At 62.1% G+C, this 23,085-nt stretch carries 25 protein-coding genes and 1 tRNA gene; 6 read left to right on the plus strand and 20 right to left on the minus strand.

Going from position 1 to position 23,085, the window contains the following annotated elements; genetic code table 11:
• Nucleotides 1-2: 2 nt before the first annotated feature.
• The 7 genes from CW354_RS20795 to CW354_RS20825 all read right to left on the minus strand — a co-directional run bounded on the left by CW354_RS20795 (nucleotide 3) and on the right by CW354_RS20825 (nucleotide 5,863).
• Nucleotides 3-851 (minus strand): phosphatidate cytidylyltransferase, encoded by an 849-nt coding sequence (locus CW354_RS20795; RefSeq protein WP_104832030.1) that lies wholly within the window; start codon nucleotides 849-851, stop codon nucleotides 3-5.
• A gap of 12 nt (nucleotides 852-863) precedes the next feature.
• Nucleotides 864-1,619 (minus strand): isoprenyl transferase, encoded by a 756-nt coding sequence (locus CW354_RS20800; protein WP_243396501.1) that lies wholly within the window; start codon nucleotides 1,617-1,619, stop codon nucleotides 864-866.
• Nucleotides 1,620-1,712: 93 nt separating this feature from the next.
• Nucleotides 1,713-2,258, minus strand: a complete 546-nt coding sequence (frr, locus tag CW354_RS20805) for a ribosome recycling factor (protein ID WP_104832031.1) — start codon at nucleotides 2,256-2,258, stop codon at nucleotides 1,713-1,715.
• A gap of 70 nt (nucleotides 2,259-2,328) precedes the next feature.
• Nucleotides 2,329-3,000 carry a UMP kinase gene (gene pyrH, locus CW354_RS20810; RefSeq protein ID WP_423793563.1) on the minus strand — a complete coding sequence of 224 codons (672 nt, stop codon included), beginning with the start codon at nucleotides 2,998-3,000 and terminating at the stop codon, nucleotides 2,329-2,331.
• A 308-nt stretch (nucleotides 3,001-3,308) separates the two neighbouring features.
• Nucleotides 3,309-4,217: a translation elongation factor Ts gene (gene tsf / locus CW354_RS20815; protein ID WP_104832033.1), complete on the minus strand. Its 909-nt coding sequence runs from the start codon at nucleotides 4,215-4,217 to the stop codon at nucleotides 3,309-3,311.
• Between the two features lie 125 nt (nucleotides 4,218-4,342).
• Nucleotides 4,343-5,137: a 30S ribosomal protein S2 gene (rpsB, locus tag CW354_RS20820; protein ID WP_104832034.1), complete on the minus strand. Its 795-nt coding sequence runs from the start codon at nucleotides 5,135-5,137 to the stop codon at nucleotides 4,343-4,345.
• A gap of 219 nt (nucleotides 5,138-5,356) precedes the next feature.
• Nucleotides 5,357-5,863, minus strand: a complete 507-nt coding sequence (locus CW354_RS20825; RefSeq protein ID WP_104832035.1) for a hypothetical protein — start codon at nucleotides 5,861-5,863, stop codon at nucleotides 5,357-5,359.
• Nucleotides 5,864-5,974: 111 nt separating this feature from the next.
• Here CW354_RS20825 and CW354_RS20830 point away from each other — a divergent pair, with 111 nt between their 5' ends.
• Both CW354_RS20830 and CW354_RS20835 read left to right on the plus strand, forming a co-directional pair.
• Nucleotides 5,975-7,417 carry a cryptochrome/photolyase family protein gene (locus CW354_RS20830; RefSeq protein WP_104832036.1) on the plus strand — a complete coding sequence of 481 codons (1,443 nt, stop codon included), beginning with the start codon at nucleotides 5,975-5,977 and terminating at the stop codon, nucleotides 7,415-7,417.
• A 55-nt stretch (nucleotides 7,418-7,472) separates the two neighbouring features.
• Nucleotides 7,473-8,696: an SAM-dependent methyltransferase gene (locus tag CW354_RS20835; RefSeq protein ID WP_104832037.1), complete on the plus strand. Its 1,224-nt coding sequence runs from the start codon at nucleotides 7,473-7,475 to the stop codon at nucleotides 8,694-8,696.
• On the opposite strand, the gene CW354_RS20840 is transcribed toward CW354_RS20835, so the two are convergent.
• From CW354_RS20840 to CW354_RS20860, 5 genes are all read right to left on the minus strand, one after another.
• Nucleotides 8,693-9,376, minus strand: a complete 684-nt coding sequence (locus CW354_RS20840) for an ABC transporter ATP-binding protein (RefSeq protein WP_104832038.1) — start codon at nucleotides 9,374-9,376, stop codon at nucleotides 8,693-8,695. The genes CW354_RS20835 and CW354_RS20840 overlap by 4 nt on opposite strands.
• Nucleotides 9,369-10,649, minus strand: a complete 1,281-nt coding sequence (locus CW354_RS20845; protein WP_104832039.1) for a lipoprotein-releasing ABC transporter permease subunit — start codon at nucleotides 10,647-10,649, stop codon at nucleotides 9,369-9,371. The genes CW354_RS20840 and CW354_RS20845 overlap by 8 nt, the downstream gene beginning before the upstream one ends.
• A gap of 30 nt (nucleotides 10,650-10,679) precedes the next feature.
• Nucleotides 10,680-12,026: a proline--tRNA ligase gene (gene proS / locus CW354_RS20850; protein ID WP_104832040.1), complete on the minus strand. Its 1,347-nt coding sequence runs from the start codon at nucleotides 12,024-12,026 to the stop codon at nucleotides 10,680-10,682.
• 73 nt (nucleotides 12,027-12,099) lie between these two features.
• A complete protein-coding gene (locus tag CW354_RS20855; protein WP_104832041.1) occupies nucleotides 12,100-12,321 on the minus strand; it encodes a hypothetical protein in 222 nt (73 codons plus the stop codon).
• Nucleotides 12,318-12,635: a hypothetical protein gene (locus CW354_RS20860; protein WP_104832042.1), complete on the minus strand. Its 318-nt coding sequence runs from the start codon at nucleotides 12,633-12,635 to the stop codon at nucleotides 12,318-12,320. Before CW354_RS20860 ends, CW354_RS20855 begins: the two co-directional genes overlap by 4 nt.
• 175 nt (nucleotides 12,636-12,810) lie before the next feature.
• On the opposite strand from CW354_RS20860, the gene CW354_RS20865 reads away from it, so the two are divergent.
• The 4 genes from CW354_RS20865 to CW354_RS20880 all read left to right on the plus strand — a co-directional run bounded on the left by CW354_RS20865 (nucleotide 12,811) and on the right by CW354_RS20880 (nucleotide 15,672).
• Nucleotides 12,811-12,895: transfer RNA gene (locus tag CW354_RS20865), tRNA-Leu, on the plus strand.
• A 113-nt stretch (nucleotides 12,896-13,008) separates the two neighbouring features.
• Nucleotides 13,009-13,743, plus strand: coding sequence for a lipoyl(octanoyl) transferase LipB (lipB, locus tag CW354_RS20870; protein ID WP_104832394.1), 735 nt, complete (start codon nucleotides 13,009-13,011; stop codon nucleotides 13,741-13,743).
• A 44-nt stretch (nucleotides 13,744-13,787) separates the two neighbouring features.
• Nucleotides 13,788-14,804: an NAD-dependent epimerase/dehydratase family protein gene (locus CW354_RS20875; RefSeq protein WP_104832043.1), complete on the plus strand. Its 1,017-nt coding sequence runs from the start codon at nucleotides 13,788-13,790 to the stop codon at nucleotides 14,802-14,804.
• An 88-nt stretch (nucleotides 14,805-14,892) separates the two neighbouring features.
• On the plus strand, nucleotides 14,893-15,672 hold the full coding sequence (locus tag CW354_RS20880) for a hypothetical protein (RefSeq protein ID WP_104832044.1): 780 nt from the start codon (nucleotides 14,893-14,895) through the stop codon (nucleotides 15,670-15,672).
• Here the strand turns inward: CW354_RS20880 and CW354_RS20885 are convergent, their stop codons facing one another.
• The 8 genes from CW354_RS20885 to CW354_RS20920 all read right to left on the minus strand — a co-directional run bounded on the left by CW354_RS20885 (nucleotide 15,673) and on the right by CW354_RS20920 (nucleotide 23,047).
• The gene (locus CW354_RS20885) at nucleotides 15,673-16,386 is read right to left on the minus strand and encodes an ATP12 family chaperone protein (protein ID WP_165793884.1); all 714 of its coding nucleotides are present in this window, start codon (nucleotides 16,384-16,386) and stop codon (nucleotides 15,673-15,675) included.
• Nucleotides 16,383-17,357: an RluA family pseudouridine synthase gene (locus CW354_RS20890; protein WP_104832045.1), complete on the minus strand. Its 975-nt coding sequence runs from the start codon at nucleotides 17,355-17,357 to the stop codon at nucleotides 16,383-16,385. The genes CW354_RS20885 and CW354_RS20890 overlap by 4 nt, the downstream gene beginning before the upstream one ends.
• The gene (gene crcB / locus CW354_RS20895; RefSeq protein ID WP_104832046.1) at nucleotides 17,354-17,737 is read right to left on the minus strand and encodes a fluoride efflux transporter CrcB; all 384 of its coding nucleotides are present in this window, start codon (nucleotides 17,735-17,737) and stop codon (nucleotides 17,354-17,356) included. Before crcB ends, CW354_RS20890 begins: the two co-directional genes overlap by 4 nt.
• The gene (locus tag CW354_RS20900; protein ID WP_104832047.1) at nucleotides 17,737-18,519 is read right to left on the minus strand and encodes a sterol desaturase family protein; all 783 of its coding nucleotides are present in this window, start codon (nucleotides 18,517-18,519) and stop codon (nucleotides 17,737-17,739) included. The genes crcB and CW354_RS20900 overlap by 1 nt, the downstream gene beginning before the upstream one ends.
• On the minus strand, nucleotides 18,519-19,829 hold the full coding sequence (locus CW354_RS20905) for a replication-associated recombination protein A (RefSeq protein WP_104832048.1): 1,311 nt from the start codon (nucleotides 19,827-19,829) through the stop codon (nucleotides 18,519-18,521). Before CW354_RS20905 ends, CW354_RS20900 begins: the two co-directional genes overlap by 1 nt.
• 6 nt (nucleotides 19,830-19,835) lie before the next feature.
• Complete coding sequence (locus tag CW354_RS20910) at nucleotides 19,836-21,308, minus strand: DegQ family serine endoprotease (protein WP_165793885.1); 1,473 nt, start codon at nucleotides 21,306-21,308, stop codon at nucleotides 19,836-19,838.
• Between the two features lie 251 nt (nucleotides 21,309-21,559).
• Nucleotides 21,560-21,997, minus strand: a complete 438-nt coding sequence (gene rplQ, locus CW354_RS20915; protein ID WP_104832050.1) for a 50S ribosomal protein L17 — start codon at nucleotides 21,995-21,997, stop codon at nucleotides 21,560-21,562.
• A gap of 39 nt (nucleotides 21,998-22,036) precedes the next feature.
• Nucleotides 22,037-23,047 carry a DNA-directed RNA polymerase subunit alpha gene (locus CW354_RS20920; protein ID WP_104832396.1) on the minus strand — a complete coding sequence of 337 codons (1,011 nt, stop codon included), beginning with the start codon at nucleotides 23,045-23,047 and terminating at the stop codon, nucleotides 22,037-22,039.
• Nucleotides 23,048-23,085 lie beyond the last annotated feature (38 nt).

Below are 23,085 nucleotides of genomic sequence, written 5' to 3' on the forward strand. Positions count from 1 at the left end.
TGTCACCCCTGAAGCTTTTCCGACAGCATATAGAGGAGAAGCCCTCCCGTCATCGCTGAAGTGGCGAAAATCATGCCGTCGAGCCGGTCCAAAGCCCCGCCATGGCCCGGAATGAAGCCGGAAATGTCCTTCAGCTTGAAATTGCGCTTGAAGGCCGATTCGACGAGATCCCCGACGACCGAGGCGGCGCCGAGGCCGCCGCCGATGAAAAAGTGCAAAACCGCCCATTCCGCGCCGAACATGAGCGCCCCGGCGGCCGCGCCCACAAGGGCGCCGCCGAGAATGCCGCCGCCAATCCCGGCCCAGGTCTTGGAGGGCGACAAGGCGTGGCTGATTTTCGGGCCGCCGATGAATTTGCCGAAAATAAAGGCGCCTGTATCGGCCGCCCAGACGACGCCGTAAAGGAGATAGGTGAGCGCCCGCCCCGAGGGCGCGTCGAGCCTCAGCCAGATGAGCGCGATGCAGGGCATGATGATGTAGACCGCGCCCAGCGCCGACCAGCCGCCGATGCCGGTTTCACGCTTAGCACAGAAAAAAGCGGCGACGCCGCTCGCGGCGGCGAATGCAATCGCCGCGTCGTAGTTTCCGCCCGCCGCGAAATACATGGCCGCCGCCGAACCGGCGACGAGCGCATAGAAAGCCCGGCTGGAAGAGCGCCGCTCCACCATGCGCGCCCATTCGAACAACATGATGACGGCGGCGAAGGCGACCATGGCGGCGAAGGCCGATCCGCCCGCATGCACGGCGGCGATGACGACCGGTATCAAAACCGCGGCCGCAAAGATCCGTCTTTTCAGCGGCCCTGCGGACGCCGGGCGAACGATGTCCAGCTTGTCAATGGATGATGGCATGCGCGCGCGGTGTCAGCCGGCGCCAACGCCGCCATAACGGCGCTCGCGGCGATAATATTCGTCGATGGCGCCTGCAAACACCTCTTCGGTAAAGTCCGGCCACAGAACATCGAGAAACACATATTCTGCATAGGCCGCCTGCCACAACAGATAATTCGATACGCGTTTTTCGCCGCTGGTGCGGATGACAAGGTCCGGGTCCGGAATGTCTTTCGTGTCGAGATAAGTCCCGAATGTCTTTTCCGTGATGTCGTCAGGCGAGAGCTCGCCCGCCGCGACCGCTTTCGCCGCCGCGCGCACGCCGCGCGCAATCTCGTCGCGCCCGCCGTAATTAAAGGCGATGACGAGCACAAAGGCGCTGTTGCCCCGGGTCTCTCCCTCGGCGCGGCTAACGAGGGCTTTGAGGTCCATGGACAGGTTTTCGCGGTCGCCGATGATGACGACTTTGCACCCTTCCTTTTTCAATTTCGGAAGATCGTCGACGATGAACTGGCGCAACAGCCCCATCAGATCGCGCACTTCGCCGGCGGGGCGGCGCCAGTTTTCCGTGGAGAAGGAATAGAGCGTGAGATGGGTGAGACCGAGATTGCGCGCCGCTTCAACCGCGCGGCGGGCGGCCTCGACGCCGGCTTTATGGCCTTCGGTGCGAGAAAGACCCCGCGCCTTCGCCCAGCGCCCATTGCCGTCCATGATGATGGCGGCGTGTTTCGGCGCAGGCGCGCCGCCGCCTTGCTCAGGCTCCGCCGATGGCGCGGGCGATGCGGTCACTTTGCGGCCTCCGTTTCCCTGGGCGCCGACAATAGATTATCGTGGTTAACTCTCACTCAACATGTCCTGCCTGCAAGCGCCAATCCGCAAGGGTCAGACCTGCATGATTTCGGCTTCCTTGGCCTCATAGGCTTCGTCCACCTTTTTCACCATTTCGTCGGTCAGCTTCTGCACGTCTTCGGACAGCTTCTTTTGTTCGTCCTCGCCGCCTTCGGCGGATTTCACATCTTCCATGCCCTCGCGGCGCACATTGCGGATCGCCACCTTGGCTTGCTCGGCGTATTTGGCGGCGATTTTCGCGAGCTCCTTGCGGCGGTCCTCCGTAAGCGGAGGAATCGGAATGCGCACATTCTGTCCGTCGACAACCGGATTAAGGCCAATCCCGGATTCGCGGATGGCCTTTTCAACGGCGCCCACGAGCCCCTTGTCCCAGACATTGATGGAGATCATGCGCGCCTCGGGCACGGCGACCGTGCCGACCTGCGGGATCGGCATGCGCGAGCCATAGGCTTCGACTTCGATCGGCTCGACCAGCGCGGCGCTGGCGCGGCCGGTTCTGAGGCCCGAAAATTCAGACTTCAGCGAAGCCAGCGCGCCGTCCATGCGTTTGCGCAGGTCCTTGATATCTACTCCGCTCATGTCTTTCCTCTGCTCCTTCGTGTCTTATCGTCTGATTTTACGGTGAAAATCGGGTCGTGTCTTGTCCGGATCAAGGCTTTTCGTCTGTGATCACGGTGGAGGCGCCCTGCCCGGTCAAGGCGCCGACGACGCCGCCTTTTTCACCGATCGGGAAGACGACGATGGGAATGCCGCTCTCCCGGGTCAGGGAAATCGCCGCCTGATCCATGACTTTAAGGTCGCGCATCAGCACCTCGTGATAGCTCAGCCGCTCGAAGCGCTCAGCCTTGGGGTCGAGCTTGGGATCGGCGGAGTAAACGCCGTCGACCTGTGTGCCTTTCAACAGCGCATCGCAGCCCATTTCCGCCGCGCGCAGGGCCGCCGCCGTATCAGTGGTGAAAAACGGATTGCCGGTGCCGGCGGCGAAAATCACGATCCGGCCCTTTTCCATATGGCGCAGCGCCCGGCGGCGGATATAGGTCTCGCAGATCGCCGTCATCTCGATCGCCGAAAGGACGCGGGTGTAAACCCCGATCGATTCCAGCGCGTTCTGCACGGCGAGCGCATTCATCACCGTCGCCAGCATGCCCATATAGTCGGCGCTCGCCCGCTCCATCCCTTGCGCGGCCTGGGAGACCCCGCGGAAGATGTTGCCGCCGCCGATGACGAGGCAGATTTCAGCGCCAAGCGCCTTGGCGTCCCTTACCTCGCCGGCGATGCGTTTCACGGTGTCGTTGTCGATGCCGTATTGCCCCGGCCCCATCAGCGCTTCGCCGCTGATCTTCAGGAGAACCCGGCGGTAGCGCAGGGGCGCGCCGCCCGTCTTCGGGGCGGATTTATCGCCATCTTCTGCGGATGTCTGGGACATGACTCGGCTTTCCTTACTCTTGAGGGCCTAACTCTTGAGGGCCTAACTCTCGAGGGACCGGCCGGCGCCACTCTAAGCCGCGTCGCCGCCGATTGGCAGCCCTCTCGCCGCCGGCCCTCAGCAAAAACGCCGCGAAGGGCGCGATCCCCCGCGGCGCTTTTGGAACTTTTGCACGCCGCCGTCAAACGCCGGCTTAAGGCGGCTTAGTCTTCGTCGTCGCTTTTCTCGACGCCCTCGCCCAGTTCGAGGCGGGCAAAGCCCACGAGCTCAATCGGCCCGCCGACATCTTTAGCGGCGTTTTCGAGGACCTTGCGAATCGGGGTCTCGCCGTCGATCACGAAAATCTGCTCAAGCAGCACCGATTCCTCGTAGAATTTGCGCAGGCGGCCTTCGACCATCTTCTCGATGATGTTCTCGGGCTTGCCGGAGGCGCGCGCCTGATCGGCGAGGACTTCCTTTTCCTTTTTGACGACGTTCGGATCGAGATCGTCGACTTTCGTCGCGAGCGGACGGGCCGCCGCCACATGCATGGCGATCTGCTTGCCGAGCGCTTCGAGCTTGGCTTTGTCGCCGGAAGACTTGAGGCCGACAATGACGCCGATTTTGCCGGCGCCGTCGGTGACCGCGCCATGCACGTAAGAGGCGACGACGCCTTCATCGACGCTGATGCCGTCGGAACGGCGCAGGCTCATATTCTCGCCGATCTGGCCGACCATCTCCGCAATATGTTCGTCCACGGACTTGCCGGCGCCCGGGAAGGTCTCGGCGCGCAGCTTTTCAAGGTCGCCGCCGACGCTGAGCGCGGTGTTGGCGATGTCGCTCACCATTTTCTGAAAAAGCTCGTTGCGCGCCACGAAGTCGGTTTCCGAATTGACTTCGACGACGACGCCGGTCGCGCCCGACGCATTCGGTTCGACAGCGATGGCGACGAGGCCTTCCGCCGCGGTGCGGCCGGCTTTTTTCGCCGCTTTCGAAAGACCTTTCTTGCGCAGCCAGTCGACGGCGGCGTCCATATCGCCATTAGTTTCCTGCAGGGCGGACTTGCAATCCATCATTCCTGCGCCGGTCATTTCGCGCAATTGCTTAACGTTCGCCGCGGTAATGCCAGACATTGGTTTCTCCTCTTGTTTCACAGTGCGCTGTGACAAGCGCAGTCATCCGGTTTCTTAGCCAAACGATGACAGGCGGGCCGTGGTCCTGATCGCGCCCCGCCTCGCTTCTCATAAGGCGTTGGGCTTTAAGCTGAGGCTTGTTCAGCCTGCTTCGGCTCTTCTTCCGCTTCTGCGAGCGCGGGTTCAGCCGGGGCTTCTTCCGCTGCGCCGATATCGACGCCCAGCGCCGCCTGGCCTTCACCGATGCCGTCGATCACGGCGTCGGAAACGAGGTTGCAGTAAAGCGAAATCGCGCGCGAAGCGTCGTCATTGCCCGGGATGACATAGTCGATATTATCCGGGTCGCAATTGGTGTCGACGACGGCGATAACCGGAATGCCGAGCTTTTTGGCTTCCTGAATGGCGATCGCTTCTTTTTTCACGTCGATGACGAACATAAGATCCGGCAGGCCGCCCATTTCGCGAATGCCGCCGAGCGACGCTTCAAGACGGTCACGGTCGCGCTGGAGCATCATCTGTTCTTTTTTGGTGAGGCCCGACGCGCCCGAGGCGAGACGCTCCTCCATGTCTTTCAGACGACGGATGGAAGCGGAAATCGTCTCCCAGTTGGTGAGCGTGCCGCCGAGCCAGCGCGTATTCATGTAATATTGGGCGCAATTGCTCGCCGCTTCCGCGACCGGGCCTTGCGCCTGGCGCTTGGTGCCGACGAAGAGAACGCGGCCGCCGCCGGCGACGACGTCGCGCACTTTTACGAGCGCCTGATGCAGGAGCGGAACGGTTTGCGACAGGTCGATAATGTGGATGCCATTGCGGTCGCCGAAGATGAAACTTTTCATCTTCGGATTCCAGCGATGGGTCTGGTGTCCGAAATGCACGCCAGCTTCAAGCAGCTGGCGCATGGAATATTCTGGCAGCGCCATTTGGTAGTCTCCTTCAGTTTTTCCGCCGCGGCGCGCTGAAAACCCGGAAAGCCCGAAGATTTAAGCTTCTGGGCCGCCGGATCACTGAGGATCACGCCGCGTGTGAGATGGCGCGCGCTATACGCCCTCTCGCCCCCCGGCGCAAGCCGGAAACTGGCGGAAAATGGCGTGTTTCAGCGGTTTTTAGCCCGGGAAAAGAGGGGCGCCGCGCCGCAAGCGTCAGCGCCGGCGCAAAAGCCCCCGGAAAAGAGCGGATTTGCCGCCCTGAGACGGCCCTTCGTCAGCCGTTTCTGCGCGTTCCCGAGGCGGCAGAGGATCGAACCGGCGTTCAATCGGGGCGGGCCCGGATGCGCTCCCCGTGTCCTGAGACGCCTCTTCAGGCGTCTCCGCAGCAGCCTCCGCGGAATAGTCCTGCCGGGCTGCAGCGGCGGCCTGCAAGTCTTTCAGCTCGGCCTGAGAGGCCGCCAGATCGCTGGCCGTGCGCTCCAGATCGCCCGCCAGCGCCCTGAATTCCGCCGCCTGCTCCCTGACGGCGGCAAGCGCCTCGCGCGCCTCTCCGCGCGCCTGACGGGCCGCTGCGGCCGAGCGGGCGGCCAAAACCGAGAGCGCCAGCGAGCCGGCGAACAAAAAGGTCAAGATGGCCGCGAGCGTAAGCTCAAGCAGCGTAAATCCGCCGGAGAACAGGTCGCCAGCACCCAGAGCCGTAAAAAAATCAGCAACCGCCATTACCTACCCCTCAAACCCGGTCACTATAGGCCGGAACCGGCCTCCCCTGTGACTGTATAACAGGTTACCGCCTTAATCCCCCAGGGTCCACCCGCAGGCTATTATTCGCTGATGTCCTCCCGCCCCGCCCTCCTCTGGTTCCGCCAGGACCTTCGCCTCGCCGACAATCCGGCTCTTGCCGCAGCGCGAAAAACCGGTTTGCCGGTCATCCCGGTCTATGTTTTCGACGACAGCCTCGCCCACCCGCCCGGCGCCGCCGCGCGCTGGTGGCTACATCACAGCCTCGAGGCGCTTTCGGCGGAGCTCGAAAAGCTGGGCGCAAAGCTGATCCTGCGGCGCGGGTCCGCGGCGGAAATCATCCCCGGCCTCGTCGAGGAAACGAACGCGGCCCATGTCTTCTGGAACCGGCGTTATTTCCCGGGCCATATCGAGACCGACAAGAAGCTTAAAAGCGAGCTCACAGAGGCCGGCGTCACTGTGGAGACCTTCAACGGCGCGCTCCTGCGCGAGCCCTGGGAGTTGAAAACGGGCTCGGGCGGGCCCTATCGCGTCTTCACGCCGTTCTGGAAAGCGCTGAAGCAAGCCGGCCCTGCCCGCGCGGATACGGAGGCCAATCCGCGCAAGCTGGAAACGAAGAAGGCGAAACTGAAGAGCGACAGCCTGAAAGACTGGGCGCTGCTTCCGCAAGAACCGAACTGGGCGGAAGGTTTCGAGCCTTTATGGACGCCTGGCGAAGCGGGCGCCCGCGAACGCCTGCGGGACTTTCTGAACGATATTATTCAGGATTACAAAGACGGGCGCGACCGTCCGGACAAGGATTATACCTCCCGTCTGTCGCCGCATCTCGCCTTCGGAGAAATCAGCCCTTTGCAGATATGGCGGGCGACGCAAGCCAAAATCTCAAAAGGCGACATCAGCGACAGCGCCGCCGATAAATTCCTGTCGGAACTTTGCTGGCGCGAATTCTGTTACTGTCTCCTATTCTATAACGAAGGGCTGCCGGAGGCGCCCTTGCGTGAAGAGTTTTCGGACTATCCCTGGCGGGACGACGCTAGAGAGCTCGCCGCCTGGCGCAAAGGCGAGACCGGCTACCCGATCGTCGACGCCGGGATGCGCCAGCTCTGGCGCACGGGATGGATGCACAACCGGGTGCGGATGATCGTAGCAAGCTTTCTCATCAAGGACCTTTTGATTCGCTGGCAGGACGGCGAAGCCTGGTTCTGGGACACGCTTCTCGACGCCGATCTCGCCAACAATTCTTCCGGCTGGCAATGGGTCGCCGGATGCGGCGCCGACGCCGCCCCCTATTTCCGGATTTTCAACCCGGTGACGCAAGGCGAAAAGTTCGATCCTGACGGCGCCTATGTGCGAGAATTCGTTCCCGAACTGAAAGAAATGCCGGCTAAACACATACACGCCCCCTGGAAAGCGCCTGACGATGTGCTTGACAAGGCCGGGGTGAAGCTCGGAAAATCCTATCCGCATCCGATTGTGGATCACGCCGCGGCGCGTAAACGCGCTCTTGAGGGATACGAAAAAATAAAGCGCGCGTAAGTGTAAAGTTGTGACCGGCGGCGGAGAGGACACCGCAAGAAAGAGGTCATGTCTTATGACAACGCAAACCGAACATAGCCCGCCCGCCCTGCAGACGGACGGCCTGCCCTTTTTCTTCCGGCAAGTTCTGAAAATCGCCGGACACATCCAATACGGAACACTCGTCTTCCACCTGCCCGACGGGCGCACGGTGACCATCGCCGGCAAGGCGGAAACCGACGCCAAGGGCATTATTCTTATTCGAAATTACCGCTTCGCCCGCCGGGTGATTTTCGGCGGCGATATCGGCTTTTTCGAAAGCTTCGCGGACGGCGACTGGGACACGCCCGATCTCGCCTCGCTGCTTTATATTTTCGCGCGCAACGCCGATCACGTTCAGCGCGTCTTCGCCGCCCTGCCCTTCGTCGAGTGGCTCAACTCTTTACGCCGGCGCGGCGAAAAAAACACCAAAGCCGGCTCGAAGCGGAACATCGTCGCCCATTACGATCTCGGCAACAGCTTTTACGAAAAGTGGCTCGACCCGACGATGACCTATTCATCCGCACGCTTTTCATCGCTCACCAACAGCCTCGAGGCGGCGCAGCTCAACAAATATGAAAGCCTTGCGAAGATGATCGATCTTCAGGAGGGCGACCGCGTGTTGGAGATCGGCTCGGGCTGGGGCGGTTTCGCCGAATACGCCGCGGGCCAATATGGCGCGCATGTCGTTGGCGTCACCTTGTCGCCGTCGCAGCTCGACTATGCGCGCGAGCGGATCAAACGCGCCGGACTTGAAGACAAGGTCGAATTCCGCCTGCAGGATTATCGCGACGTCAGCGAAAAATTCGACAAGGTCGCGTCCATCGAAATGTTCGAGGCGGTGGGCAAGGAATACTGGCCGACCTATTTTCAGAAACTGAAAGAAGTCCTGAAGCCCGGCGGGCGGGCGGGCCTTCAGATCATCACCATCGCCGACCGGTTCTTCGACACCTATGTGAAGTCCACCGACTTCATCCAGCGTTATGTGTTTCCGGGCGGCGTGCTGCCGAGCCCGTCAATCCTGTCGACCATGACCGAAAAGGCGGGACTGAAACTCAAGGACATGCAGGAATTCGGCGAGGACTACGCCCGCACCTTGCATGAATGGAGCGAGCGGTTTCTTTCGTCCTGGGAGGATATCCGCCCGCTCGGGTTCGATGAGCGCTTTTCGAAACTCTGGCGGTTTTATCTCGCTTATTGCGAAGCGGGCTTTCGCGCGGGCACCACAAATGTGCGCCAGATCCTCGTGACGCCGGCTTAAACGGGTTCCTTGCGCACTTCGACGAGCCGCTGTTCGCGGATCACGAAGACGCGGTCCATGCGTTTGGCGAGACGCTGGTCGTGGGTGGCGATCACAGCCGACAGCCCTTCCTTGCGCACGAGATTTAACAGCGCATCAAAAACTACATCCGAAGTTTTCGGATCGAGATTGCCGGTGGGCTCGTCCGCCAGAAGGATTTTCGGGTTGTTGGCGAGGGCGCGAGCGATGGCCGTGCGCTGCTGTTCGCCGCCCGAGAGCTGGCCCGGCTGATGCTCAAGCCGCTCGCCAAGCCCCATCAGCGTGAGGAGCCGTTTGGCTTCGGCTTCCGCCTTTTTCTTTTTCACGCCGGCGATGAGCTGTGGCAGTGCGACATTGCCCAGGGCGGAAAACTCCGGGAGCAGATGGTGGAACTGATAGACGAAGCCGAGCGTCGCCCGGCGGATATGCGTGCGTTCGGCGTCGCTCAGTTTCGAGGTTGCGCGGCCCATAATGTGGACCTCGCCCGCAGACGCCTTTTCGAGAAGCCCGGCGATATGGAGCAGCGACGACTTGCCCGAGCCCGAAGGCCCTAACAGCGCCGCCGTCTCGCCGGGGCGCAGGGAAAATTCGATATGCTCAACCACGACGAGATCGCCGTAACGGCGCGCTACATCTTCAAGGCGGAGAACGGGCTCACTCATAACGCAGCGCCTCCACCGGATCGAGGCGCGCGGCGCGCCAGGCGGGGTAGATCGTCGTGATGAACGACATGAAAAGCGAAAAGCCCGCGATCAGCGCCACTTCGTGCAATTCGAGTTTCGCCGGCACGCCGTCGAGATAATAGACTTCCGCCGGAAAGATATCGATGCCGATCAGGGCGGAAAGGCCGTTTTCAATGGGGTCGATATTCAGGACAAAAAGCGACCCGAGGATGATGCCCGCGAATGTCCCCAAAAACCCGACCATGGTGCCGGACAAAAGGAAGATGCGCGAAATCGACCCTTGCGTCGCGCCCATGGTGCGCAAGACCGCGATGTCGCCGGTCTTGTCTTTCACGAGCATAATGAGCCCGGTGACGATGTTGAGCGTGGCGACGATGATGATCAGGAAGAGGACGAGCCGCATGGCGAAGCGCTCCACCTGAAGCGCGTTGAAATAGCTTTGAAAGCGCTGTTGCCAGTCAATGACGTAAAGCCCCTTGCCGACATCGGCGAGGGCGTCGCGATAAGACTTGATCTCTTCAGGATTATCGACCTTGACCTCGATATTCTGCACGCTGTCGCCGTAACCGAAGAAAAGCTGCGCCTGCTCCAGCGGCATGAAGCCGTAGATCGCGTCATACTCAGCGTTCCCCACATGGAAGGTCGCGCCGACCGTATAGACCTTCGACCGCGGCGTGCGCCCGAAGGCGGTTTCCGGCCCCTGCCCCGTCAACAAACGCACCTTGTCGCCGGCGCGCACGCCGAGCTGGCTCGCCACCCGGCTGCCGAGCAGGATCTCATCGCCGCCCTTCTCGCCAATCCCGAAAGTCTCGACCGAGCCGTCGACAATATGATCCGAGCCGGACACATAGTCATTGCCCAGAATTTCCTCGCGCCGGACCCCGCGGATCACCATGCCTGTCTCGCCCTCGGCGCTGGCGAAGACCGGCATCTCGATCAGCGGAGTCGCTTGCGTGATCCCGGGAAGGTCGGCGATCCGCGCGGCGAGGTCGTCGTAATTGCGGATGGGAACATCCGCCTGAACATGGGCGTGGCCATTGGTGCCGAGAAGCTGGTCAAGCAGGGTCAGGCGAAACCCTTGCATGATCGACATGACGGCGATCAGCGCAAAGACAGCGAGCATGATGCCGCCAAAAGCGATGACGGAAATCAGCGACACGCCTTTGCCCGACCGCGTGGCGCCGAGATAACGCCGCGCCACCATCCATTCGAAATAAGTGAAGGGCGCCGTTTTCGCCGAACCCGCCATCATCCGCCTTTCGCTTCGCTTTCGCCGCCCGCCTTATGCGTAATCGAGTTCGGCCTTCACCTTGCCGGCGATGTCCGCGACAACGCTTTCAAGCGCAATCGAAGATTTCTGACCGTCGGCGCGGGATTTGACTTCCGCTTCGCCAGCCTCGAGCCCGCGCGGGCCGATAGTGATCTGATAGGGCAGCCCGATGAGGTCCATGCGCGCGAATTTCTCGCCGCCGCGCGCCGGGGTGTCGTCGTAAAGCACTTCGACGCCCGCCGCTTCGAGCGCTGCGTAAATCTTCTCACAGACCGCCTCGCAAGGCCCGTCGCCGCTCCTCATATTGATGAGGCCCACATGGAACGGCGCCACGGATGTCGGCCATTTGCAGCCCGCCTCGTCGTGATGGGCTTCGATGATGGCGCCAAGCAGGCGCGACACGCCGACCCCGTAAGAGCCCATCTGCACCGGGACCTCTCCGCCATCGGGGCCGGCGACAACCGCCTTCATGGGCTTTGAATATTTCTCGCCGAAGAAAAAGATATGGCCGACCTCGATGCCGCGCGCGGAAAGCCGGTCGCCTTCCTTCACGCGGGAATTGAATTCGCCTTCGTCGTGCATTTCGTCGGTGGCGGCGTAAAGCGAGGTGAACTGATCGATGACCGGTTGCAGATCGCCTTCGAAATCCGTCGTCTTCGGCGGAACCGCCATATTGATGAGGCCCTGGTCGCAAAAGACCGCGCTCTCGCCGGTTTCGGCGAGGATGATGAATTCATGGGAGAGATCGCCGCCAATGGGGCCCGTCTCCGCGCGCATGGGGATGGCTTTCAGACCCATCCGCGAGAAGGTGCGCAGGTAAGACACGAACATCTTGTTGTAGCTCTTGCGCGCCGCCGTCTCGTCGATGTCGAAGGAATAGGCGTCTTTCATCAGGAATTCGCGCCCGCGCATGATTCCGAAACGCGGACGGATTTCATCGCGGAATTTCCATTGAATATGATAGAGCAGCTTCGGCAGGTCCTTGTAGGACCGGACGCCCGCCCGGAAGATCTCCGTGATCATCTCTTCATTGGTGGGCCCGTAGAGCATCTCCCGGTCGGCGCGGTCGGTGATCCGCAGCATCTCCTTGCCATAGGCGTCATAGCGCCCGCTCTCGCGCCACAGATCCGCAGACTGGATGGTGGGCATCAGCATTTCGACGGCCCCGGCGCGGTCCTGTTCTTCGCGCACGATCTGTTCGATCTTTTTGAGAACCCGGAAGCCGAGCGGCAGCCAGGCGTAAATCCCCGCCCCTTCCTGTCGGATCATGCCGGCGCGCAGCATCAGGCGGTGCGAGGCGATCTGCGCCTCGGCGGGCGTTTCTTTAAGCAAGGGCAGGTAATATCGGGAAAGACGCATGGGGGTCCGGAAAGCTCAGCTACGGGAGAGCCTTCTAGAGCGTTTTCCGGCGGAGGGGAAACCCTTGCGGCCCTTAGTGGCCGCACATATCCGTCTCGGCCGTATCAGAGGCCAGCTGCACAAGCTGATAGGCGCTTGCCTCATCGCCTGCAGCGGCCGCATCGCCCGCATGCCCGATCGTGGAGACATTGGCCGGCTCCGGACAGGGCGCTATGGGCGCAAGCCGGGTCTGCGCGAAACTGGTCATGGTCCAGTACAGAACGCCGAGCGAGATGACGAAGACGAGCATTTTCATTGCGTCCCCCTGCAGAATTCGCCTGAGTTGATGATCGTCACCCCGGCCTCTTCGAGACTGAGGTCGAAGCGCTGAAGAAGCCTCCGGCTGGCCCAGCCCCGCCGGTCGTCCGGTTTGCGGTAATAGATGACGCCTTCGTTCGCCGCGCCGTCTTCCGGCGCCTCGACCCGGATCAGGGCGGCGCTGTTGGCGGCGAGGAGATAGGTCTCCTGGGCGGCGCAAGGGCCCGGGCGCGTGAAGACGACGTCCCCGGCGGCGCCGAGCCCGGCGACGGAGAACGAGATTCCGGCAAGGATGATGCGCCCAGCTTCCATGGCCGGCGCGTTGCAGGCTTCGCGCCAAGTCGGGGATTAACCCTGAAATGCGGGATTTTCGGGGCCCCTGGGGTCCTCGAAAGCCGCCCGAGGGAAGACGGCTTCCCCGTGCCGATTTGGACTTCACAGGGCCGAAGGCTTTTGCTATGCCGCCCGCTCCCTCCTGCCGGGACGTGCGGTCGTGGCGGAATTGGTAGACGCGCAGCGTTGAGGTCGCTGTGGGGCAACCCGTGGAAGTTCGAGTCTTCTCGACCGCACCATTTTCTCTCCGGCTTCTCCCGGCGGGGCATCCCGAAAGCTTGACGCCCCCAACCCCTTGCCCCTTGCGGGCGCGCGGCGCATATCGCCCTTATCCCGCCGCGCAACGGAAATCATGGCTTCTGACCGGTTAACGACTTCGAGCGAGCAAGGCCTCGCGAAGCTCCTGAGCGACGATCCCGTCGAATGGGCGGTCTCGCGGACCCACGTCGATTATGACCGCGCCGTCGCCTTCATGGAGACCCGTGCGGCGGCGATCCGCGCCGGCGAGGCGAAGGAGCTTGTCTGGCTTCTGGAGCACGATCCGCTTTACACCGGCGGGACCAGCGCCAAGCCTCAGGACCTTCTCAATGCGGACCGGTTCCCGGTCCACAAATCGTCCCGGGGCGGACAATACACCTATCACGGGCCGGGCCAGCGCGTCGCCTATGTTATGCTCGATCTTGAAAAACGCGGGAAAGACGTGCGCTCCTTCGTGCACGGACTTGAGCGCTGGATCGTCGAAACCCTCGACAGCTTCAATGTCAAAGGCGAGCCGCGCGCCGACAGAGTCGGCGTCTGGGTCGACCGCACCGAGCCCGGCGGCCCTTTAAGGGAAGACAAGATCGCCGCCATCGGCGTTCGCGTCCGGCGCTGGGTGAGCTTTCACGGCGTCGCGCTCAATGTGGAGCCCGATCTCTCGCATTTTTCCGGCATCACTCCGTGCGGGGTCAGCGATCCCGGCCTCGGCGTCACGAGCCTTGTAGACCTCGGCCTGCCGGTGACGCTGGATGATGCGGATGACGCGCTGAAACGCGCTTTTCACAAGGTTTTCGGGCCGACGCTCGACGCCGCTCCGCCTTCATGGTGAGATAAGGCCTTGGACGACTGATTCTCCCGAAAGGCAGGCTTGCCATGGCGGACAAAGTCCTCGTTACGGGCGTAAGCGGGTTTATCGCGAAACATGCAGCGCTTCAGCTTTTGCAAAAGGGCTATGAAGTGCGCGGCACCGTCCGCTCCCTGAGCAAAGCTTTCCAGGTCAAGAAAACGCTTGAAGACGCCGGCGCCGACGTCTCCCGCCTGTCTTTCGTCGCGGCGGACCTCACCTCGGATGAAGGCTGGGACGAGGCGGCGGAAGGCTGCGGCGGCGTCATGCATGTGGCCTCGCCCTTCCCGGTCTCGCAGCCGCGCGATCGCGACGCGCTGACGCCCGCCGCCCGGGACGGCGCGCTACGGGTTCTGAAGGCGGCGGAAAAGGCGGGGCGTATTGTCATGACCTCGTCCATGGCGGCGATGGTGTACCACCCGAACCGCCCGCCGGTTGTGCGCATCGGCGAAGACGACTGGACCGATCTCGAATGGCGGGCTCTCTCGCCTTATATCGTCTCCAAGACGGCGGCGGAAAAAGCGGCCTGGGATGCTGCGGTGATTGGCGGCTTCAAACACCGGCTGACGGTCGTCAATCCGTCGCTCGTCCTCGGGCCGCCGCTCGATGACGACATCGGCGCCTCGCTCGACCTCATCAAGTTTTTCATGACCGGCGCTTATCCCGCTATTCCGCCCGTCTCTTTTCCGATTGTCGACGTGCGCGACGCAGCGGCGCTGCATGTGGCGGCGCTCGAAACGCCGGAGGCCGGCGGCCGGCGCCTCATTGCGTCGGCGGATACGCTGTCGCTGAAAGGCGTCGCGGACATCCTGCGCGAGGCGTTTCCGGACCGGGCGAAAAAGATCCCCTCCAAAACCCTGCCGTCCTGGCTGGTGCGGGCGCTGGCGCTGTTCGACCGCAATCTCGCCTCGGTCGTGCCCGATCTCGGCGTCGCGCCGCAGGCCGAGACGGACTATGTGACGGCGTTAACGGATGTCCGCTTCCGGCCCGCCAAAGAGGCGGTCATCGAGGCCGGGGCGGCGCTTGAGCGCCTTAACGTGATTTAATAGTTTAATTTGACGCGAAAACCTTCGGGTTTGTCGAGATTTTACCAGTTAAGCTGCTAGGCAGGGTAAGCACCAAAGGAGCGTTCAGATGGCGAAATTCCGGTTTGAGATCGCCGCGGCCAGTCTCGCCGCGCTTGTTTTTTCAGGTCCCGCTTTCGCTCAGGAAGACGCCGCTCAGGATGAAAGCGGCGCCGGCGAAGCGCCTGTCGCCCTCGCCCTTGAACCCGCCGCGGAGGATGCGGCCGGCGAGCCGGAAGAGGTCAATCCCGACGAAATGGCCGACCAGCTGAATTCCAGCCAGCAGCTCAAACAAACGATCACGCTGCGCCGCACCGTCGACGGCAAACTCGTCGAGACCGAGAAACGCACCGTCACCTATGACCGCAACGCGCCGTACCGTGAAACCGAAGCGGGCGAGACGACGCTCGAACGGGTGAAAGACGCTTTCGACGGCGAAGCCCTCACCCGCACCGAGGCCTTCGAAGAGGCCAAACTCGATTTCGCCATCGCCGACGCCAATCACGACGACAAGATGACCGCAGAAGAATTTGCAAGGCTGGTCGAAAGCTGGCGCAAGAACGAAACCCGCCAGGCCGACGCGCCGAGCGAGGAGATCGCCCGGCAGCGCCAGTATGACGCCTTCATCGCCGAGATCGATCCGGATACGGCGCAAGCGCAGACGGAAAGCTTCGCCAAACAGAAATTCGCATTCATGGCCGGCGCCGCCGAGACCATGAGCCTCAAGGATTACATTCGCGAATATATGCTCGATTTCGACTCCATGGACGAAGACAAAGACATGGTGCTCACCGATGAGGAACTGATGCGCTTTCGCGCCATCAATCGCGGCGAAACGCTGGATATGTAATCAGCTGTCGAGCAGCGCGAGAAACTCCGCCGCTTTCAGGAAGTCTGCGCGCAGCCGGTTCTCGCGGGCTTTCGCTTCCTCATCGACGCCCCACTTTTCTTCCTGAAACCGTTCGTCGACGCGCGAGGCTTCGAATACGGATTCCGCGGTCTCCTCGCCTTTCCAGAGCGCCAGCGCCAGGACGGCCGAGCCCGCGATGGCGGCAGCGATTTGCAGGCCGAAGAGGGTTTCCGGCGTTTCTTTTGCGAGCGCGCCGCGCACGGCCGAAAAGGAGGCGTCCGCCTGGGGCACGGCAACGATGCCTGCGGTGGTGACGAGAATGGCGCCGAACTCCCGGCGCATGAATTCGATATAAGGGTCCCAGATCGCCGCCTGGCGCTCGGCGAGCACCGCCGGCGCATCGGCCCGATAACAGACGAGATCGGAGCCGAGATATTTGACGATCTCTTCGCGCCAGGCTTGCAAATCTTCTTCGCCGCCGTCGATCGCGGCGGAGAGCATGGCGGTGAGCGGCATGGTCGTGCGGTCGATGTGCTCGCCCTGTAAATCCCATTCGGCGGCGACGGCTTCAGCCAGCGCCGGCGTCGGCGCGGCGAGCACATTGCGGCCTCGCGTCTTTGTCTTGCGTCCGTCAAGGGCGACGCCGTGCCGGCCTTCATGTTCGACGACCGCGACTTCCTTGTAAAACCTCTTGGGGCGGACGTTTTCGCTCACCGCAAATCCTCCGGCCAGTCGACTTTCACATTCTTCTCGAAGGTGAAGAATTTCCAGGTCTCGAGCATATGCCCCGACAGCGGCGCGTCGAGCGTCATGCGCCGCCCGGTTTTCGGGTGCGGGAAGGTCATGGACCGGCAGAAGAGGTGAAGCTTCGGCGAGACGCCTTCGATGCGCGATTTCTCGCCGCCATATTTTCCGTCGCCGACGATGGGACAGCCGATGGCCGCCGCATGGACGCGCAGCTGGTGCGTGCGCCCGGTGACGGGCCGCATGGCGAGAAAAGTGACCGGCCCCGCCTCCTCCATGGTCTGGTAATCGGTGATCGCTTTTTTTGCGTCTTCGCCGTCCGCCGGGACCACACGCTCTTCTTCGCCCTCGCCGATGCGCATCATTTTCTTTGCGATGGGAAGATCGATGGTTCCCTCTTTCGGGCGCGGCAGGCCGGCGACAAGCGCCCAATAGGTCTTGTCGACATCATGGCTCTTGAAGGCGTCCCCGAGCCGCTGCGCCGCCTGTCGCGTCTTCGCGACCAGCATGAGCCCGCCCGTATCCTTGTCGAGCCGGTGGACGAGGCGCGGACGCTCGCCGTCTTTTTCGAGCGCCGCCAGCATGCCGTCGAGATGCTGCTTCATCCCCGATCCGCCCTGCACCGCAAGACCGAAGGGCTTGTTGAGCGCGATGATCGCGTCGTCTTCATAGACGATCAGTTTGCGCACCGCCCCGGCGTCGGCGGGGCTGGCTTTGCGCGGCGCCGGCGCGTCGTCGGACAAGGGCGGGATGCGCACTTCCTCGCCGGCTTCGAGACGCCGGTTCGATTTTGCGCGCCCGCCGGAGACGCGCACCTGCCCCTTGCGCAGGAACTTCTCAAGCTCGCCGTGACGCACCTGCGGGAAATGCGCCTTGAACCAGCGGTCAAGACGCATGCCCTCTTCATCGGCCTTCACCGTTTTTGTCTGAACGCCGCTCATAATACCTGCCGGCCAGCGGCGAGGCCTGCAAAAAGACCGCCTACGGACAATATCACCGAGGCGAGAACATAGACTCCGGCGACCATCAGCGTCCTGTCGCGGTAAAGCGTAACGGCGTCAAGGGAAAAGGTGGAGAAAGTCGTGAAGGCGCCAAGAAGCCCCACGGTCAGGAAAGCGCGCAAAGCCGGGCTCGCCGGCTCGCGATGGGCGAGCCACACAATGAAGAACCCCATAGCGAAAGAGCCAAGCACGTTCACGGCGAGCGTGCCCCAGGGGAAATTCGGCCCCAGAAAATGCATCGCCGCGCGCGACACCGCATTGCGGCCCACGGCGCCCACAGCGCCGCCCGCCGCGACCGCCATCCAGATATGTGCTCCCATTAAGTTTTCCTCATAAAGGGCGTCAGGATTAGCCGCAAAAGCGGTTTATCTTCAACGGATTCGAGACCGATTTTCATCTCCGGGGTGCGCGGGGTCGCGCTCTTCGAGGCGAAAAGTCGGTCCCAGAGGCTGAAAATCGCCGCATAATTGGAATGGGTGTCCCGCATCACCGCATGATGGTGCACCCAGTGGATCGACGGCGTCACCATAATCTTCGACAGCGCCCGCTCGAAAGCCGACGGCAAGCGCAGATTGGAATGATGGAAGAGCACCGCGCAGATGAACACCGTCTCGAAAGTCAGGACATGGGCGAGCGGCATGGCGAGAGCCGTGATCGGAATGAGCCGCAGCGCGGCGGAGACGATCACCTCGCCAAGGTGAAACCGAAAGGCGCTCGTCGTGTCGAGAAACTCATCGAAATGATGCACCTTGTGAAACCGCCACATGACCGGCACGCGATGCCAGGCGCGGTGCACCCAGTAAGTCCACAGATCGAGAATGACGATGTCGGCAATAAGGATGAGACCGCCGTGCAACGCTTCCGGCCTCTCCCATAAAAGATGATTGGCGCCGAAGGCGGTGATCGGCGCAACGATCAGCGGCGACGTCAAAAGCACGATCGCCCAGAGCCCGAGATTGCGGACAAGGCGCGCGGTCGAATGGGGCGGCGGGGCCGCCGAGACGATGCGCTCGCCGATAAAGAGCAGTGCGAACACAGCGCCGGCGGCGAGCGTTTTGACGCCGCCGGCGGCCGCGAGAAATTGTTGAATGACGCCTTCCATCAGGACCCGGATTTTTCTCGGCGCTTCTTGTCCCAGTATTCGAGGCGCTTGGCGATTTCCTTGTCGAACCCAAATTGCGTCGGCTCGTAAAATTTCTGGCGCGCCATGCCGTCAGGAAAATAGTTGAGCCCCGCGAACGAGCCTTCGGCGTCGTGGTCGTATTCGTAACCTTTGTGATAGCCGAGCTCTTTCATGAGCTTTGTCGGCGCGTTGACCGCATGCATCGGCGGCATCAGGGAGCCGGTTTCCTTTGCGACCGCCTTGGCGTTGTGAAAGGCGACATAGGCGCGGTTCGATTTCGGCGCGGTGGCGAGATAGGTCACGAGCTGGCCGATGGCGATTTCGCCTTCGGGCTGGCCCAAGAATTCGTAAGCCTCCTTGGCGGCGATGGCCAGCGGCAGCGCCTGCGGGTCGGCGTTCCCGATATCTTCCGACGCGACGACAATCAGCCGGCGCAACACGAAGCGCGGATCCTCGCCGCTGACCAGCATGCGCGCGGCCCAGTAAAGCGCGGCGTCGACGTCTGAGCCGCGAATGGATTTTTGCAGCGCGCTCGCCAGATTATAATGGGATTCATCGCTTTTGTCGTAGACCGGCGCCCGGCGCTGGATGATGACCGCAAGCTCTTTCGGCTCGATGGGCTTGCGGTCTTCAGGCTCAGCAAAGATTTCCTCGGCGAGGTTCAGCATGAAGCGCCCGTCGCCATCCGCCATGGAGCGCATCAATTCGCGCGCCTCCTCCGTCAGCGGAAGCTTGCGGCCCTCCGCCTCTTCGGCGCGTTTGAGAAGCAGCTCCAGGGCCTCGTCGTCGAGACGGTTGAGGGTGAAAACCTGCGCGCGCGACAAAAGCGCGGCGTTCAGTTCGAAAGACGGGTTCTCTGTGGTGGCGCCGATCAGCGTGATGACGCCGGACTCCACATGCGGCAGGAAGCTATCCTGCTGCGCCTTGTTGAAACGGTGGATCTCATCGACGAAGAGGAGCGTGCCCTTCCCCGCCTGGCGGCGCGCCTTGGCGCGCTCGAAAACCTTTCGAAGGTCAGCGACGCCGGAAAAGATCGCGGAAATCTGTTCGAATTCGAGTTTGGCGTCCTCAGCCAGCAACCGGGCGATGGTGGTCTTGCCGGTCCCGGGTGGACCCCAGAGAATGGAGGAGGACAACCGTCCGGCGTCGAGCATGCGCCGCAAAGGCGCGCCTTTCGCCAGCAAATGATCCTGACCCACCACCTCCGACAAGGCCTTCGGGCGCAGGCGATCCGCCAGCGGATGCGGCGCATCCTGTTCCAGTCCCGCCGCGCCGAAGAGATCGCTCATTACGCCTTACCGCCCCACGCGCCAAGGCACGATGCGCCCGCCCGTGTCGACTTCAAGCTCCCAGCGGGTCGCCGGTTTCTTGATTTCCCGTTCAAGCTCCGCCGTCGTCGAGATTTCCTTACCGTTAATCGAGATGATCTTGTGACCGGGACGCAAGCCCCGCCGCGCCGCAAAGGAGCGCCCGTCGACTTTGGAAACGACAACGCCTTTCGACAGCGGATCGAGGCCGAGCTCTTCGCTGTAGCGCGGCGAGAGATTGTCTACCGTGACGCCGTTCAAAGGGTGCTTGCCTTCAAGTTCGCGGGTGTCGCGGGCCGGGTTTTCCGGCGGCAGCGCCAGCTTGACGCTCGCCGTGTGTTGCTTGCCGTTGCGGACATAAACGACGCGCGTTGTGTCCCCGTCATTATTGACGCCGACGCGATACTGCAGGGCCTGTGCGTCGTAAACCGGCTGGCCGTCCACCTCTGTGATGACGTCGCCGGGCTTGATCCCGGCGCGGTCGGCCGGCCCCTTTTTCCAGACATCGTTGACGATGGCGCCGGCGGGCCGGTCAAGCTTCAGGGCCTTCGCCATATCGGCGGTGACCGTGTCGGACGAGGCGCCGATCCATGGGCGCACCAGCGCCGTGCCAGAAACGGCGGACTTGATCACCTGCTGGACGAGACGCGAGGGAATGGCGAAGCCGATGCCGTTGGAGCCGCCCGAACGCGAATAGATCGCGGAATTAACGCCGACGAGGCGCCCGTCAATGTCAATGAGCGCCCCGCCGGAATTGCCCGGATTGATGGCGGCGTCGGTCTGGATGAAAAACTGATAATCGGAAATCGAAACCGCGGTGCGGGCGAGCGCGGAGACGATGCCGCTCGTGACCGTCTGGCCGACGCCGAATGGATTGCCGATGGCGAGCACCACGTCGCCCACATGGATCGAATCCGAATTGGCGAAAGAAAGAAAGGGAAGCGGCTCGTCCGCCTCGATCTGCAAGACCGCAAGGTCCGTTTGCGGATCGGCCATGACGAGCTCGGCTTCATATTCGCGGCGGTCATGGAGCACCACCTTGATCTCCGTCATGCCCTCAATGACGTGGTTGTTGGTGACAATGACGCCGTCCGGGCTGACGAGAACGCCGGAACCGAGAGAGTTCTGCACGCGCTCGCGCGGCGCATCGAAGGCGCCGCCGAAAAACCGCTCGAAAAACGGGTCGCCCGCAAAAGGGCTGCGCTGCTGGATGACGCGCTTGGTGTAAACATTGACGACAGCCGGCGCGGCGCGCTCCACGCCCGGGGCGAAGGAAAGCTTCACCTCCTCCATGGATTGCGGCACGACCCGCGGCGACTCGATGATGTCGCCCGCCATTTCGCCCTGTCCTCCCCCGCCAGGTCCCCCGCCTTGCGCGTCTTGGGTTTCCGGCGCCGGCTGGGCGCAAGCCGCGCTGGCTGCCAAAAGGGCTGCGAAAATGAGGGAGCTGCGCAATCTCATGGAAGTACCTTTTGCTGGCGGTAATCGGGAGGCTGCATCCATACAACGCCGTCCCGGCCTTGGCAAAGACGGGGGGATGAAGGAGCAAAGACCCGGACGACACCATCATAGATGGCGCCTCGGGAGCATCCTTCAAGCCTCCGGGCGCCGCGCCGCGACCGTGGTCTCAACCCCGCCCTATAACAGTGAAAAACCCGCCGGAAGATAATCCGGCGGGCTTTTTCAAAAAAAACAGAATGAGGCTTTCGCGTCTATTCTTCGTCTTCGTCCTCGACGCCCATGACGGGGCCGGAATCCTGGCCTTTGGCGTCCTCGTCGCGGTCGACGAATTCGATGACCGCGAGCGGCGCATTGTCGCCATAGCGAAAACCGGCTTTCATGATGCGGATATAGCCGCCGTCGCGTTCGGCGTAGCGGGGGCCGAGCGTGTCGAACAGCTTCTTCGTCATATCCTTGTCGCGGATCGACGAAATCACCTGACGGCGCAGATGCAGCGACCGACTTTCGTCTTTGGCGGCGTGTTTCGCCTTGGTCACGAGTTTCTCGACGATCGGACGAAGCTCTTTGGCTTTCGGCAGAGTCGTCGTGATCTGCTCATGCTTGATCAGCGCGCACGACATGTTTGCGAACATCGCTTTGCGGTGTTCATGCGTGCGGTTCAGTTTTCGTTGCGCCATCCCGTGTCGCATGGCTTTACACTCCGTAGGCCGACGTCCCGCCGGTCTTTGTTATTCGTCAAATTTCTTCGCGAGTTCTTCGATGTTTTCCGGAGGCCAGTCGGGCACGTCCATGCCGAGATGGAGGCCGAGGCCCGCCAGCACTTCCTTGATCTCATTCAGCGACTTGCGGCCGAAATTCGGGGTGCGAAGCATTTCCGCTTCCGTCTTCTGGATCAAATCACCGATATAAACGATATTGTCGTTCTTCAGGCAGTTCGCGGAGCGCACCGAAAGTTCGAGCTCGTCCACCTTGCGCAGAAGCGCCGGGTTGAACGGAAGCTCTTCGCGGGCGTCGCCGCCCTTGTCTTTCGTCGGCTCGTCGAAATTGATGAAAATCTGCAGCTGGTCCTGCAGGATGCGCGCGGCGTAAGCGACCGCGTCGTCCGGCGACAACGAGCCGTCGGTTTCGACTTCAAGGGTCAGTTTGTCATAGTCAAGCACCTGGCCTTCGCGGGTGTTCTCAACGCGATAGGCGACGCGGTTCACCGGCGAATAGAGGCTGTCGACCGGAATGAGGCCGATCGGCGCGTCTTCCGGGCGATTCTGCTCGGCCGGCGTGTAGCCCTTGCCGGTGTTGACCGTCAGCTCGATGCGAAGGTTAGCGCCTTCGTCGAGGTGGCAGATGATGTGATCCTTGTTGAGGATCTCGACCGCAGACGTTTCTTCGATGTCGGCGGCGGTGACGACGCCCGGCGTCGACTTTTTAAGCACGAGGCGCTTCGGCCCGTCCGCATGCATCCGGATTGCGAGCTGCTTCACATTGAGGACGATGTCGGTGACGTCCTCGCGCACGCCCGGGATCGAGGAGAATTCGTGGACGACGCCATCGATCTGGATCGAGGTGACGGCCGCACCCTGCAGAGACGACATCAGAATGCGGCGCAGGGAGTTGCCGAGCGTGAGACCGAAACCGCGTTCAAGCGGCTGGGCGACGATCGTCGCCTTGCGCTTTGCGTCGCCAGCCGGAACCACTTCGAGTTTCGACGGACGGATCAGTTCAAGCCAGTTTTTTTCGAGGATTTGTGTCGTATCCATAGGTGGATCGCTCTCTTTATTCA

Source organism: Hyphococcus luteus (assembly GCF_002943565.1).
In the GTDB taxonomy this organism is placed as follows: Bacteria; Pseudomonadota; Alphaproteobacteria; order Caulobacterales; family Parvularculaceae; genus Hyphococcus; species Hyphococcus luteus.

Excerpts from the sequence above, each read along its gene's own strand:
- CW354_RS20795 (WP_104832030.1), bottom strand. The coding sequence starts at position 851 with ATGCCATCATCCATTGACAAGCTGGACATCGTTCGCCCGGCGTCCGCA.
- frr (WP_104832031.1), bottom strand. The coding sequence starts at position 2,258 with ATGAGCGGAGTAGATATCAAGGACCTGCGCAAACGCATGGACGGCGCG.
- pyrH (WP_423793563.1), bottom strand. The coding sequence starts at position 3,000 with ATGGGGCCGGGGCAATACGGCATCGACAACGACACCGTGAAACGCATC.
- tsf (WP_104832033.1), bottom strand. The coding sequence starts at position 4,217 with ATGTCTGGCATTACCGCGGCGAACGTTAAGCAATTGCGCGAAATGACC.
- rpsB (WP_104832034.1), bottom strand. The coding sequence starts at position 5,137 with ATGGCGCTGCCAGAATATTCCATGCGCCAGCTGCTTGAAGCTGGCGTG.
- CW354_RS20825 (WP_104832035.1), bottom strand. The coding sequence starts at position 5,863 with ATGGCGGTTGCTGATTTTTTTACGGCTCTGGGTGCTGGCGACCTGTTC.
- CW354_RS20830 (WP_104832036.1), top strand. The coding sequence starts at position 5,975 with ATGTCCTCCCGCCCCGCCCTCCTCTGGTTCCGCCAGGACCTTCGCCTC.
- CW354_RS20835 (WP_104832037.1), top strand. The coding sequence starts at position 7,473 with ATGACAACGCAAACCGAACATAGCCCGCCCGCCCTGCAGACGGACGGC.
- CW354_RS20840 (WP_104832038.1), bottom strand. The coding sequence starts at position 9,376 with ATGAGTGAGCCCGTTCTCCGCCTTGAAGATGTAGCGCGCCGTTACGGC.
- CW354_RS20845 (WP_104832039.1), bottom strand. The coding sequence starts at position 10,649 with ATGATGGCGGGTTCGGCGAAAACGGCGCCCTTCACTTATTTCGAATGG.
- proS (WP_104832040.1), bottom strand. The coding sequence starts at position 12,026 with ATGCGTCTTTCCCGATATTACCTGCCCTTGCTTAAAGAAACGCCCGCC.
- CW354_RS20855 (WP_104832041.1), bottom strand. The coding sequence starts at position 12,321 with ATGAAAATGCTCGTCTTCGTCATCTCGCTCGGCGTTCTGTACTGGACC.
- CW354_RS20860 (WP_104832042.1), bottom strand. The coding sequence starts at position 12,635 with ATGGAAGCTGGGCGCATCATCCTTGCCGGAATCTCGTTCTCCGTCGCC.
- lipB (WP_104832394.1), top strand. The coding sequence starts at position 13,009 with ATGGCTTCTGACCGGTTAACGACTTCGAGCGAGCAAGGCCTCGCGAAG.
- CW354_RS20875 (WP_104832043.1), top strand. The coding sequence starts at position 13,788 with ATGGCGGACAAAGTCCTCGTTACGGGCGTAAGCGGGTTTATCGCGAAA.
- CW354_RS20880 (WP_104832044.1), top strand. The coding sequence starts at position 14,893 with ATGGCGAAATTCCGGTTTGAGATCGCCGCGGCCAGTCTCGCCGCGCTT.
- CW354_RS20890 (WP_104832045.1), bottom strand. The coding sequence starts at position 17,357 with ATGAGCGGCGTTCAGACAAAAACGGTGAAGGCCGATGAAGAGGGCATG.
- crcB (WP_104832046.1), bottom strand. The coding sequence starts at position 17,737 with ATGGGAGCACATATCTGGATGGCGGTCGCGGCGGGCGGCGCTGTGGGC.
- CW354_RS20900 (WP_104832047.1), bottom strand. The coding sequence starts at position 18,519 with ATGGAAGGCGTCATTCAACAATTTCTCGCGGCCGCCGGCGGCGTCAAA.
- CW354_RS20905 (WP_104832048.1), bottom strand. The coding sequence starts at position 19,829 with ATGAGCGATCTCTTCGGCGCGGCGGGACTGGAACAGGATGCGCCGCAT.
- CW354_RS20910 (WP_165793885.1), bottom strand. The coding sequence starts at position 21,308 with ATGAGATTGCGCAGCTCCCTCATTTTCGCAGCCCTTTTGGCAGCCAGC.
- rplQ (WP_104832050.1), bottom strand. The coding sequence starts at position 21,997 with ATGCGACACGGGATGGCGCAACGAAAACTGAACCGCACGCATGAACAC.